This window comes from Dactylosporangium sp. NPDC000244, assembly GCF_040300725.1.
GTDB lineage: Bacteria > Actinomycetota > Actinomycetes > Mycobacteriales > Micromonosporaceae > Dactylosporangium.
In genome coordinates this window covers 287,950-301,939 of the sequence record NZ_JBEPEH010000004.1, presented here as the reverse complement: position 1 = coordinate 301,939, position 13,990 = coordinate 287,950, and the positions used below count along the sequence as shown (strand labels likewise).

Here is a 13,990-nt window from a genome sequence, read left to right as displayed (position 1 = left end):
GGTGCGCGTCTCCCGGCTCATCTCGCTCGTGCTGCTGCTGCAGTCGGGCGGTTCGCGCACGGCCGCCGAGCTCGCCGCGCAGCTCGAGGTCTCCGAGCGCACGATCTACCGCGACATCCTGGCCCTGTCGGCCGCGGGCGTGCCCGTCTACGCCGAGCAGGGCCGGGCCGGCGGGTACCGGCTGCTGGACGGGTACCGCACCCGGCTCAACGGCCTGAGCCGCGCCGAGGCCGAGGCCCTGTTCCTGTCCGGGCTGCCCGGCCCGGCGCGCGACATGGGCCTCGGCGAGGCGCTCGCGGCCGCGCAGCTGAAGGTCGCCGCGGCGCTGCCCGACCCGCTGCGGGAGGCCTCGTCCCGCGCGCGGCAGCGCTTCCACCTCGACGCGCCCGGCTGGTTCCGCGACGCCTCGCCGCCGCCGTTCCTGGCCGCGCTGGCCGGCGCCGTCTGGGAGGACCGCGCCGTCCAGCTCACCTACGCCGGGCGCAAGGGCGAGGTGACCCGCACCGTCGCGCCGCTCGGGCTCGTCCTCAAGAACGGGATCTGGTACCTCGTGGGCCGCGCCGAATCCGGCCCGCGCACCTATCGCGTGGACCGTGTCCGCTCGGCGACGGTCACCGAATCGCCCTTCGACCGCGACGACGGGTTCGACCTGGCGGCGTTCTGGGCGCAGCGGGCGGCCGAGTTCGAGCGGGGCATGCTGACGGAGACGGTCACCGTGCGGCTGAGCCCGCACGGGCTGCGCATGCTGCGCTTCGCCGTCGAGGCGGTCGCCTACCGCGCGGCGCTGGACGGCGCCGGGCCGCCCGACGCGGCGGGCTGGGTCATCGTGGCGCTGCCGGCCGAGTCGGCCGACGTCGCCTACTCCCAGCTGCTCTCCCTGGGCCCCGACGCGGAGGTCCTGGCGCCGGTGTCGCTGCGGGCACGGCTGGCCGAGGCGGCCGCGCGCACGGTCGCGTTGTACGGCGCCTGACGCCCGCGCTCCTCCGGGGCGTCAGACCCGCGCGTGCGGCGTTGCGCGGGCCGCACCCGGGGGCGTCGCGCGCCCGTGCGCCGCCGTCAGACCCGCGCGTGCGGCGTTGCGCGGGCCGCGCTCGGGCGCGTCGCGCGCCGGTGCGCGGCGGCGCTGAGCCGGCGCTGGTGCGACAGTGCCGCGACGAGCAGCGCCCACCCGTACCCGCCGGCCGCGAGCGCCCCCGCGCTGACCGTGCCGTGCAGCAGGAGCGTGCCCGTGCCGTACACCGTGAGCAGCCCGGCCGCGGCCCACACCGCAGGCAGCGGCACCGCCGCCGCGGTGGGCCGGACCAGGGTGAGCAGCAGCGCCCACGCCGCCATGGCCGCGCCGAGCACGACCGCCGTGCCGTACCAGGGCAGCCGGAACCCGGCCACGACGAAGGGCACGACCGCCAGGCAGCCCGCGTACGCGTACCAGCGCACGATCCTCGATGCTTCCCCGATCGCCATACGCTCAGGTTCCGCCCGCTCGATGTGACCAGCCTGAGGAAACCTGTGGATCTGCTCAGTCGCGGCGGACGTGCCCGGGCCTACGCGGCCGCGTCGGTGAGGCGGTCGAGGAAAGCCGTGAGCTTGCCGCCCAGCCGGTCGACCTGTTCCTCGACGGTGAGCGTCTCGTCCAGCCGCCCGCCGGTGCTCGGCTTGCGCAGCCCGCGCACGTAGAGCGAGCAGCCGAGGTCCGTGCACAGGTACACGCCCACGGAGTCGCCGTTGCGCCCGGCCTTGCCCGTCCGGCGCCCGGTCATGAGCGAGACGCCGTTGCCCGGGTGCACGGTGAGGCACAGCGAGCACATGCCGCGCGCGAGGTACCGCCGCTGCTGTTGCGCCACGCGCAGCGACACGGCGACGAGGCGGCCGCCGTGCTCGGCGGCGAGATACGAGCGCTCGGGCGCGCCCGGGTCGCGCCAGCCGAGGAAGTCGAGGTCGTCCCACCGGCGCTCGGCGAGATCGCGCGGCACGTGCGCGCGCTGGGCCTCGCCCTTGGAGCAGTTGACGAAGGCGGCGCGGAGGTCGGGTTCGGTGATCGGTTCCACGCTCTCGACGGTACGACTCCCTAATGCTCTTAGGCAAAGCATTAAGGCGCTTAGGCTCTCACGCCGGTCTGGAACATATCGGACTCGTCGCCCGGCAGGGGATAAATCCGAAAAGTCGCGGCGCGCAGCGCCCGGCTTTTCGGGCCCGAGCGGGGGAGCGCCCGGCCCGTCGCAGTGGCGGTTGCGACGGGCCGGGCGCGGTACCAGCGACGTCAGCAGCCGATGCGCGAGGCGCCGATCGCCACGTCGTCGTACCAGAGGGTGTCCGCGCCGTCGCCGTAGGCCTCCCAGCCCAGGCGCAGGTCGGTCACCTGCGGCTTCCACGAGCGCGCCAGCCACTGCTGGTCGATGTCCGCCGTCGGCGTGCCGTCCGCGGTCAGGCCGGGCACGGCCGTCCCGTTGAGCCACGTCGACAGCAGGCCGCGGCCGTCGACCATGAACTCCACGCAGTTCCAGGAGTTCGTGGGCAGCGGCTTGGACTGGGCCACGCCGGCCGGGCTCTGCGCCGGCAGGGTGGCGTCGTCCGACTCGCGGTTCCACTGCAGGGCGCCGTTCTGCCCGCCCATGCGCAGGTCCTTGCCGCCGTCGCCGTTGTCCTTCAGCGCCGCGAACGCGACGTGCTGGGTCGGCAGGGCGGTGGTGTGGCGCACGTAGAACCGGCCGTACCACACCGACCCGAGGCCGCTGAGGTCCTTGGTCGGCTTCACCAGGACGTGGTTGCAGTAGCCGGCCTGGCCGTTGATGCGCACCGACTTGCCGCCGCTGTGCGCGACGGACGTGTCGACGGTGGCGGTGCCGGAGCCCTGGCAGTTGGCGAACGACGTGGTCCAGTCGCCGGAGACGGTGGTGCCGCTCTGGTTCTCGAACCCGTCACAGAACGCGGCGCCGGTGCACGCCGTGCCGCCGCCCGGGCCCGAGGGCGAGGGCGAGGGCGACGACGAGCGCGAGGGCGACGACGAGGTGCCGGCGCTCGGTGACGCCGGGCTGCCGCCGTTCGCGGCGCAGGACAGCGTGGGCGTGGTGCCCGCGGTGCCGTTGCCGAGCAGGCCGAAGTTCGTGCTGCCGCCGGCCGGGATGGTCCCGTTCCAGGAGACGCTCGCGGCCGAGACCGCGGTGCCGGTCTGGGTGACGGTGGCGTTCCAGCCCTGCGTGACGGTCTGGCCCCCGGTGTAGTTCCAGCCGACCTTCCAGGAGGAGATCGGCGCGGAGCCCGGGTTGGTGACCTTCACGTCGGCCTGGAAGCCGCCCTGCCAGCTGCTGGTGACCGTGTACGTCGCCGTGCAGCCGCCGCTGCCGCCGCCCCCGTTGCCGGGGCTCGACGCCGACGCCGACGGGCTCGACGGGTTCGACGGCGGCTTCGAGGTCGGGCCGCTGGACGTGGGGCCGCCCGTCGGTCCGCCGCCGGTGCCGTCGCCGACCCCGGTGACCTGGCCGTTGCCGCCGTCGAAGGTGACGTCGGAGCAGCCGTAGAAGGTCTCCTGGCTGTCCGAGCGGGCCCAGACCGAGTAGATGATGTGCCGGCCGGACTTGGCCGTCGGCAGCTTCCCGGTCCAGTAGTAGTGCCCGTCCGCCGTGCCCGGCGAGCCCACCTGGGACGGGTTGGTGACCTGCAGGAACGGCGTCGACTCGAGGTCCGACCAGCTGATCTGCTTGCTCGGGTCGAAGCCGTCCTTGGTGACGTACAGCGAGAACGTGCCCGGGTGGGCCGCCCAGTTGCTGTAGTCGAACTCCATCGACGCGCCCGCGGTCAGATGGGTCAGCGGCCAGTCGGTGCGGACCAGGTCGAAGCCCGAGAAGTCGTACACCTTGGCGTCGGCGCTGCACAGCTTCCCGTCCGGGATGAAGCCGGACGTGCGCCCGGCCCCGTCGGAGCGCAGCATCGCGAACCAGTTGTAGAGCGCGTTCGGGCCCATCTGCGCCACGGCCGCGGCGCACGCCGGGTTCTTCGGCACGATCTGGCCCGTGGAGGTCAGGCCGTCCTTCCAGCACAGGTACTGGCGGCTGCCCGGCTGCATCATCGCACCGTGTGCGGAGGCCGGGGCCGCGAACACCGCGACCGAGCCGGTTCCGGCCAGGACCGCGGCAAACCACAGCGCGAGCCTTCTTCGTCGGTTCATGCCCACCTTCCATCCCATCGAGGGCAGTCCATTGACCGGATTGAAGGCCGCTGACCAGCGGATTGACAATTCCGAAACAGGTTTCGCACGCGAGTCCTGGCAAATGCGATGAAAGATTCATCACCGGACGCTGGAATCCTGCACGTGCGGATGGATAGGCTTCCGTCGCCCCGTGGGCCATTTGTCCGTGTCACATTGTCGATATCTCGTACACGTGGAGTACTCGATGGGTTCGTCACCGCTGCGCGTCGCCATCGTCGGTTCCGGCATCGGCGGCCTCGCCGCCGCGATCGCCCTGCAGGCCAAGGGCCACGAGGTCGAGGTGTACGACCAGGCCGGCGAGCTGAGCGCGATCGGCGCCGGCATCGCCCTCGGCGGCAACGGCATGCGCGTCCTGGACGACCTCGGCGTCGGCCAGGCCACCCGGGACGTGGCGAGCAACCTGCAGCGCATCCAGTTCCACCACTGGCGCTCGGGCGAGATCTTCTACGAGCACCCGATGGGCGACTGGTACGACGAGCGCATGGGCGGCCCGTTCCTGGGCATCCACCGCGCCGACATGCACCAGGTCCTGCTCGACGCCTACCAGGGCACACCGCACCTCGGCCGCCGGGCCGCCGCCGTGCACGAGGCGCCGGACGCCGCCGAGATCGAGTTCGCCGACGGCACCAAGGTCTCCGCCGACGTCGTCGTCGGCGCCGACGGGCTGCGCTCCGCGGTCCGCCACCACGTCGCCGGGCCCGACGAGGCCGTGTTCTCGGCGATGAGCTGCTTCCGCGGGCTCGTCCCGGCGCAGAAGGTCCCCGGCTCCGAGTCGATGGGCCTGACCTTCATGCTCGGCCCCGGCCGGCACCTGGTGATCTACCCGGTCCGCGGCGGCGAGCTCGTCAACTTCGTCGCGTACGTGCCGGACCCTGAGTGGACCCTCGAGTCGTGGTCGTCCAAGAGCGAGCCGGCCGAGGCGGTCGCGGCGTTCGACGGCTGGAACGACACCGTCGTGTCGATGCTGTCCAACGTCGAGGAGGTCGGCCGCTGGGCGCTCTACGACCGCGAGCCGCTGCGCAAGTGGAGCACCGACCGGGTCACGCTGCTCGGCGACGCCGCCCACCCGATGCTGCCGCACGCCGGGCAGGGCAGCAACCAGGCCATCGAGGACGCGGCCGCCCTCGCGCACTACCTGTCCGCGGACGGGCTCTCGGTCGCCGAGGGGCTCCAGCGCTACGAGCACCTGCGCAAGGCCCGCACCCGCCAGATCCAGATGGGCTCGCGCGGCAACGCGGCCTGCTTCCAGCTGCCCGACGGCCCGCCGGCCGACGAGCGCAACGCCCGCCTGCAGTCGCTGCCGGACAACGTGGCCTGGATTCACGGCTACGACATCTTCTCGGACCTGCGGGAGACGAAGTAGACCCCGCGCTCCCCGAGTGCCCGCCGGGGCTCGACCCCGGCACGCTGCCCGCCCGGCTGCACCGCTGGGCGGGTTCGCCGGCCATGCGAGACCTCGTCGCCGCGTTCGGCGGCGAGGTCCCGGCCGCGCAGACCGGCGAGCTGCTCGCCTGGCTCGACGCGTTCTCCGACGCCCACTGGAACTTCCGCGGCCGCCTCGGCGGCGTCGAGCGGGACCGGATTCGCGTCGACCTGCCGGCGCGGCTCGCGGCCGCGGCCGGGACCGCGGCCGCCGCGCTCGGGCTGACCGGCAGCGCCGAGCCGCCGCACGACGAGTACGCGCACGTGCTCGTCCTCGGCGGCCTGGCCCGCGCCTGCCTGCAGCGCACCGAGCACGCCGCCCGCCTCGCGGCCGCCCGCCGGGTGGGCGCGATCGCGGCCCTGGGCAGCCTGCGGCCGCTCGGCCCCGAGGAGCGCGTCGTCCCCGGCGCCGAGGGCTGCCGGACGGAGGCGGACGCGCTCGCCGCCGGAGTCCGGGCCGCCTTCGGCACGGGCGTCCCCGTGCTCGTCGCCCCGCCGCGGGACCCGGCCGCGCCCCGGGCGAACACCGCGGACACCTACGAGCACTGGGCGGCCGCGGCCCGGCCCCGCGCCGAGGAGCGCATCCTCATCGTCACCTCGCCGATCTACGTGCCGTTCCAGCACTGCGACGCGATCCGGATCCTCGGGCTGCGGTACCGCTGCGGCATCGACACCGTCGGCTTCGACCCGCACCGCGCGAGCACCCCGCAGCCGCCCGGAGCCGCGGGCCCGGACCGCTGCCTGCAGGAGATCCGCTCCGCGATCCGCGCCGCCCGCGCCCTGCACGCCGCGGTCGCCTGAGATGTGGCTCGACGACCTGGCCGCCCGGGCGCCGATGCCGGCCGTCGCGGTCGCCGTGTTCGGCCGCGACCGCGTCCTGGCGCGCACCGTGCACGGGATCGCCGACCTGAGCACCGGGCGCCCGGCCACGCCCGAGTGCTGGTGGGACCTCGCGAGCCTCACGAAGGTGCTCGTGACCCTGCCCGCCGTGCTCGCGCTGGGGCTGCCCCGGGACCGGCCGATCGGGCGCCTGTGGCCGCGCGCCGCGGGCACGGCGGCGGGCCGGGCGAGCATCGACGACCTGCTCGCGCACCGCGCCGGCCTGCCCGCCACGGCGCGCTTCCACGAGACCCTGCGCGGGCCCGCGATCGTCGGCGCGGCCCTCGCCACCGAGCCGTCCGAGCCGCATCCGGTGTACAGCGACCTCGGGTACATCATCCTCGGCGCCCTCGTCGAGGACCTCACGGGACGGCCGCTCGACGGCGGCGGGCTGCGCCTCGGCGGCCCGGTCGAGCCCGCGGTCGCCACCGAGCGGTGCCCGTGGCGGGGGCGGCTCGTCTGCGGGGAGGTGCACGACGAGAACGCGTCGGCGATGGGCGGCTACGGCGGCCACGCGGGCGCGTTCGGGACCCTCGAGCTGGTGACCGCGGCGGCCCGCGCCGCCTTCGGGCCCACGCCGCCGTGCCTGGCCGAGAACCCGGCGGGGGAGCGGTTCGCGGCCGGGTGGTGGCTGCATCCGGCCCGGGGCATCGGCGGCCCCGGCGCCGGGGCGGACGGGTTCGGCGCCTCCGGATTCGTCGGCAACCGGATCTGGTTCGAGCCGTCGCGCGGGTACGGCCTGGTCGTGCTCAGCAACCGCGTCCACCCGGTCCGCGGGGACCGCCGCCCGTTCGCGCGGTGGTGCGACGAGCTGTTCGCCCGGGCCGCCGCCGAGGTGCGCTGAACCGTCATCGGGGTGGCGGTTCCGGGTCGCGTCCGGGTTTCGCCCGGATGTCCGGGTCGGCCCGGGCGACGACGCTCGTGGCATGACCTCCTCTCCGCTCGTGCGCACCGGGGCCGTCGCGGCGCCGGTGCTGCTGTTCGGCTACGGCGTGCTGCGGCTCATCGACGGCCTCGACGGGCACCGCGACAAGGGCGCCTGGATGTGGAACACCGGCCACGTCATGTTCTTCGCCGCGATGGTGCTGCTCGGCGCGCTCGCCGTCGGGGCCCGCCGGATGCTGCCGTCGCGCGACTTCGGCAACCGGCTGGCCTCGAACCTGGCCGTCATCGGCGCGCTCGCCGGGACGGCCGCGTTCCTGTGGGTCATCGCCGGCGACCTCGTGCCGTCGTTCGCCGACGCCGCCCCGCTGCCCGGCCCGCTGTCGATCGCCGGCAACGCGGTCTTCGTGCTCGGCCTGGTGACCCTGCTGTTCCAGCTCGTCCGCGCGCACCGGCTGCCCGCCTGGAGCCCGGTCGCGGTGCTGTTCGCGTTCCTGCTGATCCCGGTGAGCCTCGACCTGATCCCGGCCGCCGCGGTGCTGCTGGCCGCCGGCCTGCTGCCGCTGGCCGGCGGCCGGGCGAGGCTCAGCCCAGCCGCTTGAAGAAGAAGCTGCAGTCCTCCAAGGTCCCGGCCGGGTCGGTGGCATAGCCGGGGACGACGCCGTAGCGCGTCCAGCCCGCCGACGCGTAGAGCCGCTCGGCGGGGCTCCCGGTAGCGGTGTCGAGCAGCAGCAGCGTCGCACCGGACCCGGCGGCCGCCGCCTCGGCGGTGCCCAGCAGCGCGCGGCCCACGCCGCGGCCGCGCGCCCGGCTGTGCACGAGGAGCTTGAGCACCTCGGCCCGGTGCCGGCCGTTCGGCTTGGGTTCGAGCGCGAGGCTGACGGTACCGACGACGGCGTCCGCGTCGGCGGCCACCCAGACGTGCAGCGAGCCGTCCCGCACGGCCGGCTCGCGGGTGCGCCACCACGCGGCGGCGTCGCCGGGGCCGAACGGGGAGCGGAAGCCGACCGAGGCGCCGTGCGCGACCGCGTCGGCGAGGACCTCGGCGAGGGCGTCGACGTGGCCGGGGTACACCGGCGGGGTCAGTCGCGTGATCGTGGGCATCGCAGCCATCCTCAGGGCAGGACGATGAGCAGGACGTAGCGGACCGCGGCCGGGCCCGGGTTGACGAAGCGGGACGGGCCCCACAGGCGGTACCGCAGGCAGTCCCCGGCCCCGACGGCGTGCGCGACGCCGCCGACGGTGAGCTCGAGGCCGCCGTCGAGCACCCACAGGTGGTGCTCGAGGCCCGCGACCGGCGGCTCCTCGTAGGTGATGTCGGCCCCCGGCTCCAGCACCGCCTCGACCACCTCGCCGCGCAGCCCCGGGTGCGGCGGGGAGACCGAGCGGCGGGTGAAGCCGGTCGCCCGGTCCCGCCACACCGGCTGGGCCGCGGCCCGCACGAGCTGCGGGGGCTCCGGCTCGACCTCGGCGAGCAGGCGGGACATCGGCCTGCCGTACGCCGTGCACAGCCGGCCCAGCAGCGCCGCCGTCGGGCTGATCTCGCCGCGTTCGAGCCGCGACAGCGTCGAGCGGCTCACCCCGGCCCGCCCGGCGAGGTCGTCGAGCGACCAGCCCCGCTCGGCACGCAGCTCGGCCAGGCGGCCGGCCAGCCGCGCCTCGAGCTCGTCTCCCATGTCCGGGACGATATCTCAGATCTGGGATGCACGCCTGTGGTGGTCGTCACCCGAGCCACGAGCCGTCGGCCGCGGACGCCCGGACCCGGATCATGGACCTCTTCCGCGAGCACCCCGGCTGAGGCGGCGACGCCGGCCGGCGGCCGTTCACGCCGCTCGGGTGACGACGCCTCACGCCCGCCCCGGCGAGCGTTGACCCGTGCCGGCAGCAGCCGGGCACACCCCGACGCGAGGGAGCCTTCCATGACCAGTGCGACCGCCGAGCGCCACGAGAGCAGCATGGAGCATCCGGGGCAGGGCATCGAGCACCCGCTGCTGCTCGCCGCGCTCATGTCCCGTCACGAGGAGTCCGAGAGCATGATGGAGCATCCGCTGATGCTCGCCGCGCTCACCCGCCGCCGCCGCGGCGCCCGGCACACCGGCATCGAGCACCCGCTGCTCATGGCGATGCTCATGCACCGCCGCGGCGAGGAGAGCGAAGGGATGCACCCGCTCCTGCTCGCGGCCCTGCTGGCGCGCCACTGAGATGGCCGGCGACGAGAACGGGGGCCAGGCGCCGGTCGAGGGCATGATCGACGACCTGATCCGCGACATCCTCAACGAGGCCGGCCGGGCGACCCACGGCGGCACCTCGGTCATGCCCCAGCTGCCGCGGGGCGCGCCGCTGCTGGAGCGGGTGCTGCTCACCGAGGTGATGGCCGGGGCGCTCGCCGACGCGCTGGCCCCGGCCCTGGCCACCGCGCTGGCGCCGCGCATCCTGCAGATCATGGACGGCGGCGAACCGGAGCAGGCCAAGCGCCCCGGCGCTACCGGCGGCACCGGCACCGGCGGCACCCAGACCCGATCCAAGACGTCCGGCAAGTAACGCGACGGGCCTCCCGGCGGTTGAACCCGTCGGGAGGTGGCACATGCGGGCTCTCGGGGCGGTGGTGGCGGTCGTGCTGGGCGGCCTGGCGGCGGGTGTGCTGCCGGCCGCGGCGGACACGGTGCTCGGGCACCCGCCCGGGCCACCGTCCGCGCGGGAGCGGCTGCTGCTGCTCGCCGCGGCCGCCGGGCCGGCCGCGGCCGACGGCAGCACCGGGCGGTACAGCCGCGTCCACCTCGTGCGCTGGGTGCGCTCCGGCACCGCCGTCGCCCGCATCGACAGCGAGCGGTGGCGCGCCCCGGACGGCTCCGGCCGCGTCAGCGAGCGGCGCGTCGACCCGCCCGGGCCCGGCTCGACCGTCGACTACTCCTCCGGCGAGCTGCCCATGCCGCCGGTCGACCCCACCGCGGACCCGACGGCGATCGTGACGTCCCTGCTCGACATGATCGGGGTCCGGTACCTCGACCGCCCCGAACGCGCCGCCGCCCTGCGCACGATCGCCGGGCTGCCGGGCCTGGCCGCCGCCGGCCAGGGGTTCTCGGTGCCGGTCGGGGCGACCCGCCTCACGATCGAGCTCGACCCCGGCACCGGAGAGATCGTCGCCTGGCAGTACGGCGACGCCGAGCGCGTCGAGGTGCTCAGCCGCGAACGGGTCGCCGACCTGCCCTGAGCCGCGGCCGGACGTAGGCTGCACGGCATGTCGTACGCGTCGTTCAAAGAGGCCCGGGACCTCCTGCTCGCCACGCGGGAGGACTACGCCACGGCCGTCGAGCGGTTCCGCTGGCCGCGGCTCGGCGAGTTCAACTGGGCCCTCGACTGGTTCGACGCGGTGGCCGCCGGCAACGACGCGCCCGCGCTGTGGATCGTCGAGGAGGACGGCCGGGAGGAGCGCTACTCCTGGGCCCAGATGTCCGAGCGCTCCAACCGCCTCGCCAACTGGCTGCGCAGCGTCGGCGTGGCCCGCGGCGACCGGCTCGTGCTCATGCTCGGCAACCAGGTCGAGCTGTGGGACACGATCCTGGCCGCGATGAAGCTCGGCGCGGTCATCATCCCCGCCACCCCGCTGCTCGGCCCGGCCGACGCCCGCGACCGGGTGCTGCGCGGCGGCGCGAAGCACGTCATCGCCGCGGCCGCCGCGGCCGGCAAGTTCGACGGCGTCGACCCGGCGGTGACCCGCATCGCGGTCGGCGACACCCCCGGCGCGCCCGGCGGCTGGCTGCCCTACACCCTCGCCGACGACGCCGCGTTCACCCCCGACGGGCCCACCCAGGCCTCGGACACGCTGCTGCTGTACTTCACCTCCGGCACGACGGCCCGCCCCAAGCTCGTCGAGCACACCCACGCCTCCTACCCGGCCGGGCACCTCTCCACGATGTACTGGATCGGCCTGCAACCCGGCGACGTGCACCTCAACATCTCCTCGCCCGGCTGGGCCAAGCACGCCTGGAGCAACGTCTTCGCCCCCTGGAACGCCCAGGCCTGCGTGTTCATCTACAACTACACGCGCTTCGACGCCGCCGCCCTGATGCGGCAGATGCAGCGCTGCGGCGTGACGAGCTTCTGCGCCCCGCCCACCGTGTGGCGGATGCTCATCCAGTCCGACCTGTCCGCGCTGCCGACCCCGCCGCGGCTCGTCGTCGGGGCCGGCGAGCCACTCAACCCCGAGGTCATCGAGCAGGTACGGCAGGCCTGGGGCGTGACGATCCGCGACGGCTTCGGCCAGACCGAGACCACCGTGCAGATCGCGAACCCGCCCGGCCAGCCGGTGCGGCCAGGCTCGATGGGCCGCCCGGTCCCCGGCTACACCGTCGCCCTCATCGACCCGGCCACCGGCGAGCCCGGCACCGAGGGCGAAATCTGCCTCGACCTGAGCGCCCGCCCGCTCGGGCTGATGACCGGCTACCACGGCGACCCCGACCGCACAGCCGAGGCGATGGCCGGCGGCTACTACCACACCGGCGACATTGGCGCCCGCGACGCCGACGGCTACATCACCTACGTGGGCCGCGCCGACGACGTGTTCAAGGCCTCCGACTACCGCATCTCCCCGTTCGAGCTGGAGAGCGTCCTCATCGAGCACGACGCCGTCGTCGAGGCCGCCGTCGTGCCGTCACCGGACCCAGTGCGCCTCGCCGTGCCGAAGGCCTACGTGGTCCTCGCCGCCGGATGGGAGCCGACCGAGGAGACCGCCCGCGCCATCTTCGAGCACTGCCGGGCGCACCTGTCGCCGTTCCAGCGCATCCGCCGCCTCGAGTTCGCCGAACTCCCGAAGACCATCTCCGGCAAGATCCGCCGGGTGGAGCTGCGCGGGCAGGAGCACGACAAGCACCCGGACCCGGCGGTGCCGGCCGAGGGCGAGTTCTGGGACGTCACCCGGTGACCCTCTCCGGCGGCGCGGCCCGGACCGGCCGGAGATCCGCGGCGATCAGGCTGTAGACGGCCATGTCCGCCCGGGTGCCCTGGCGGGTCGGCGCGAGGCTGCGCAGGACACCCTCGAACTGGAAACCCGCGGCCTCGGCCGTCCGCCGCGACGCCGGGTTGGCCGTGTCGGCCTGCAGGTGCACCCGCTGCAGGCCGCACTCGGTCAGCGCCCACCGGGCCACCGCCGCCGCGCCCTCCGCCGCGTAGCGCCGGCCCCGCGCCCACGGCGCCGTCCAGTAGTGGATCTCCGCGGTGCGCGCCTCCCAGTCGGCGCCGAACAGCGACACGTGCCCGGCCAGCCGCCCGCCGTCCCGCGGCACCAGCGCGAACCCGACCCCCTTGCCGTCCAGCCGCCGCTGCTCGATGCCGCTCGCGCACCAGGCGACCGCCGTGGCCAGGTCCGCCGCCGCATACGGGTAGCCGACCGGCGCGCTGTCCACGAACGCCGCGTCCTGCCAGGCCTCGTGCACGTCGGGCGCGTCGGCGGCCGTGAACGGGCGGACGAGGAGCCGTCCGGTGCTCAGCACGGTGCGGGGGAAGGTCTCGGCGGGCCGCATCATGCCCGAAACATAGCTCGTGTCCGGGGCGGCCGCGGCCGCCAGCGACGTCACCGTCACGTACTACGCCCCCTACAAGTGGGCGATCGTCACCCGCGCCTACGGCCCCGACGCCGACGCCCTCACCGGAACCCTCGACAAGGGCCGCCGCGACATGCTCATCACGTTCGCCGTCGCCGCGGTGCTGCTCGCGCTCGTCGTCGGCGCGATCGCCTGGTACTGGGCGCGCCGTGTCGCCGGCCAGCTCACCGGGCTCACCGGCGCCCTCGCGCGCATCGCCGCGATCCGGGCCGACACCGAGGGCGCGGTCGCGGCGATCGACGCGATCACGGAGGCGATCGACCGGGTGAGCGAGTACCAGCGCGCCATCGCCGGCGCCGTGGAGGAACAGACGGCCACGACCGACGAGATGCAGCGCAACGTGCAGCGGGCCGCCACCGCGTCCGGGGCGATCGCGGCCGACATCGACGGCGTGAACAGCAGCGTGGCGACGGCGCAGCGGGCGGTGGAGACGTCCCGGGCGGCGGCGTCGCGCCTGAACGCCAACGCGGCCACGCTGACGGCCCTGGTCAGCCGATTCCGGCTATGACCGCCGCGACCCGCTCCGGCAGCGGCGCGGGCGGGATGTCCACGAGGGTGTACCCGAGCCGCCGGTAGACGACCTCGTGGATCCGCTCGAAGCGGCGCGAGTCCTCCAGGCCGATGCGCCGCGCGGCCGTCGGCACGATGAAGCCCATGAGCCGCACGAAGAAGACCGTCCGCTCGTACACCCCGTCCTGCTCGGCCGCGCTCGTCAGCTCCCGGCTCGGCCGTGCCCCGAGGTATTCGGCGAGCGCGAGCGTGCAGACCGGCGACCGGTCGAAGATCTGCAGCGCCCCCGTAGCGGCCTCGTGCCGCTGCCGCTGAACGTGCAGAATCCGCGCGAGAAACGCCGCCCCGTCCTGCTCGATCTCGGGCGTCTCGGCGATGACGTCCGTGGCGGCCTCGTCGACGACGGTGTACCCACGCTCGCGCAGCGCGAGGGCGATGGTGGTCTTGCCGGCTCCCGGGGCCCCGGTGAGTACGAACCTGCGGGTCATGGCGG

16 protein-coding genes and 2 pseudogenes are annotated in these 13,990 nt (G+C 74.8%); 10 read left to right on the top strand and 8 right to left on the bottom strand.

The window, feature by feature from the left end; genetic code table 11:
• Position 1 precedes the first annotated feature (1 nt).
• Positions 2 to 970 (top strand): helix-turn-helix transcriptional regulator, encoded by a 969-nt coding sequence (locus ABT369_RS07980; protein WP_350610964.1) that lies wholly within the window; start codon positions 2 to 4, stop codon positions 968 to 970.
• A gap of 86 nt (positions 971 to 1,056) precedes the next feature.
• On the opposite strand, the gene ABT369_RS07975 is transcribed toward ABT369_RS07980, so the two are convergent.
• The 4 genes and pseudogenes from ABT369_RS07975 to ABT369_RS57920 form a co-directional block, all read right to left on the bottom strand.
• Positions 1,057 to 1,461: a hypothetical protein gene (locus ABT369_RS07975; RefSeq protein WP_350610963.1), complete on the bottom strand. Its 405-nt coding sequence runs from the start codon at positions 1,459 to 1,461 to the stop codon at positions 1,057 to 1,059.
• 80 nt (positions 1,462 to 1,541) lie between these two features.
• Positions 1,542 to 2,045: an FBP domain-containing protein gene (locus ABT369_RS07970; RefSeq protein WP_350610962.1), complete on the bottom strand. Its 504-nt coding sequence runs from the start codon at positions 2,043 to 2,045 to the stop codon at positions 1,542 to 1,544.
• A 212-nt stretch (positions 2,046 to 2,257) separates the two neighbouring features.
• Positions 2,258 to 2,899 (bottom strand): annotated as a pseudogene (locus ABT369_RS57925) (cellulose-binding protein); the annotation flags it as partial.
• A 138-nt stretch (positions 2,900 to 3,037) separates the two neighbouring features.
• A pseudogene (locus ABT369_RS57920) lies at positions 3,038 to 4,162 on the bottom strand (lytic polysaccharide monooxygenase auxiliary activity family 9 protein); the annotation flags it as partial.
• Between the two features lie 226 nt (positions 4,163 to 4,388).
• Here ABT369_RS57920 and ABT369_RS07960 point away from each other — a divergent pair.
• From ABT369_RS07960 to ABT369_RS07945, 4 genes are all read left to right on the top strand, one after another.
• Positions 4,389 to 5,567 (top strand): FAD-dependent monooxygenase, encoded by a 1,179-nt coding sequence (locus tag ABT369_RS07960; RefSeq protein ID WP_350610960.1) that lies wholly within the window; start codon positions 4,389 to 4,391, stop codon positions 5,565 to 5,567.
• The gene (locus tag ABT369_RS07955; RefSeq protein ID WP_502891716.1) at positions 5,519 to 6,427 is read left to right on the top strand and encodes a hypothetical protein; all 909 of its coding nucleotides are present in this window, start codon (positions 5,519 to 5,521) and stop codon (positions 6,425 to 6,427) included. Before ABT369_RS07960 ends, ABT369_RS07955 begins: the two co-directional genes overlap by 49 nt.
• Position 6,428: 1 nt before the next feature.
• Entirely contained in the window at positions 6,429 to 7,349 is a 921-nt protein-coding gene (locus tag ABT369_RS07950; protein ID WP_350610958.1) for a serine hydrolase domain-containing protein, read from the top strand.
• An 82-nt stretch (positions 7,350 to 7,431) separates the two neighbouring features.
• A complete protein-coding gene (locus tag ABT369_RS07945) occupies positions 7,432 to 7,989 on the top strand; it encodes a hypothetical protein (RefSeq protein ID WP_350610957.1) in 558 nt (185 codons plus the stop codon).
• Here ABT369_RS07945 and ABT369_RS07940 read toward each other — a convergent pair.
• Complete coding sequence (locus ABT369_RS07940) at positions 7,973 to 8,491, bottom strand: GNAT family N-acetyltransferase (protein ID WP_350610956.1); 519 nt, start codon at positions 8,489 to 8,491, stop codon at positions 7,973 to 7,975. The two genes, ABT369_RS07945 and ABT369_RS07940, sit on opposite strands and share 17 nt — an antisense overlap.
• A gap of 11 nt (positions 8,492 to 8,502) precedes the next feature.
• A complete protein-coding gene (locus ABT369_RS07935; protein ID WP_350610955.1) occupies positions 8,503 to 9,063 on the bottom strand; it encodes a helix-turn-helix domain-containing protein in 561 nt (186 codons plus the stop codon).
• A gap of 243 nt (positions 9,064 to 9,306) precedes the next feature.
• Between ABT369_RS07935 and ABT369_RS07930 the strand changes: the two genes are divergently transcribed.
• Genes ABT369_RS07930 through ABT369_RS07915 form a run of 4 tightly spaced genes read left to right on the top strand, consistent with a single transcriptional unit; the run spans position 9,307 to position 12,308 of the window.
• Entirely contained in the window at positions 9,307 to 9,588 is a 282-nt protein-coding gene (locus ABT369_RS07930; protein ID WP_350610954.1) for a hypothetical protein, read from the top strand.
• Between the two features lies 1 nt (position 9,589).
• Positions 9,590 to 9,928, top strand: a complete 339-nt coding sequence (locus ABT369_RS07925) for a hypothetical protein (protein WP_350610953.1) — start codon at positions 9,590 to 9,592, stop codon at positions 9,926 to 9,928.
• Between the two features lie 43 nt (positions 9,929 to 9,971).
• Positions 9,972 to 10,598 carry a hypothetical protein gene (locus ABT369_RS07920; protein ID WP_350610952.1) on the top strand — a complete coding sequence of 209 codons (627 nt, stop codon included), beginning with the start codon at positions 9,972 to 9,974 and terminating at the stop codon, positions 10,596 to 10,598.
• 27 nt (positions 10,599 to 10,625) lie between these two features.
• Positions 10,626 to 12,308 (top strand): AMP-binding protein, encoded by a 1,683-nt coding sequence (locus tag ABT369_RS07915; protein WP_350610951.1) that lies wholly within the window; start codon positions 10,626 to 10,628, stop codon positions 12,306 to 12,308.
• Here the strand turns inward: ABT369_RS07915 and ABT369_RS07910 are convergent.
• A complete protein-coding gene (locus ABT369_RS07910; RefSeq protein ID WP_350610950.1) occupies positions 12,298 to 12,909 on the bottom strand; it encodes a GNAT family N-acetyltransferase in 612 nt (203 codons plus the stop codon). The two genes, ABT369_RS07915 and ABT369_RS07910, sit on opposite strands and share 11 nt — an antisense overlap.
• Positions 12,910 to 12,925: 16 nt before the next feature.
• On the opposite strand from ABT369_RS07910, the gene ABT369_RS07905 reads away from it, so the two are divergent.
• Positions 12,926 to 13,495 (top strand): hypothetical protein, encoded by a 570-nt coding sequence (locus ABT369_RS07905; RefSeq protein ID WP_350610949.1) that lies wholly within the window; start codon positions 12,926 to 12,928, stop codon positions 13,493 to 13,495.
• On the opposite strand, the gene ABT369_RS07900 is transcribed toward ABT369_RS07905, so the two are convergent.
• Positions 13,476 to 13,985: an AAA family ATPase gene (locus tag ABT369_RS07900; RefSeq protein WP_350610948.1), complete on the bottom strand. Its 510-nt coding sequence runs from the start codon at positions 13,983 to 13,985 to the stop codon at positions 13,476 to 13,478. The two genes, ABT369_RS07905 and ABT369_RS07900, sit on opposite strands and share 20 nt — an antisense overlap.
• Positions 13,986 to 13,990 lie beyond the last annotated feature (5 nt).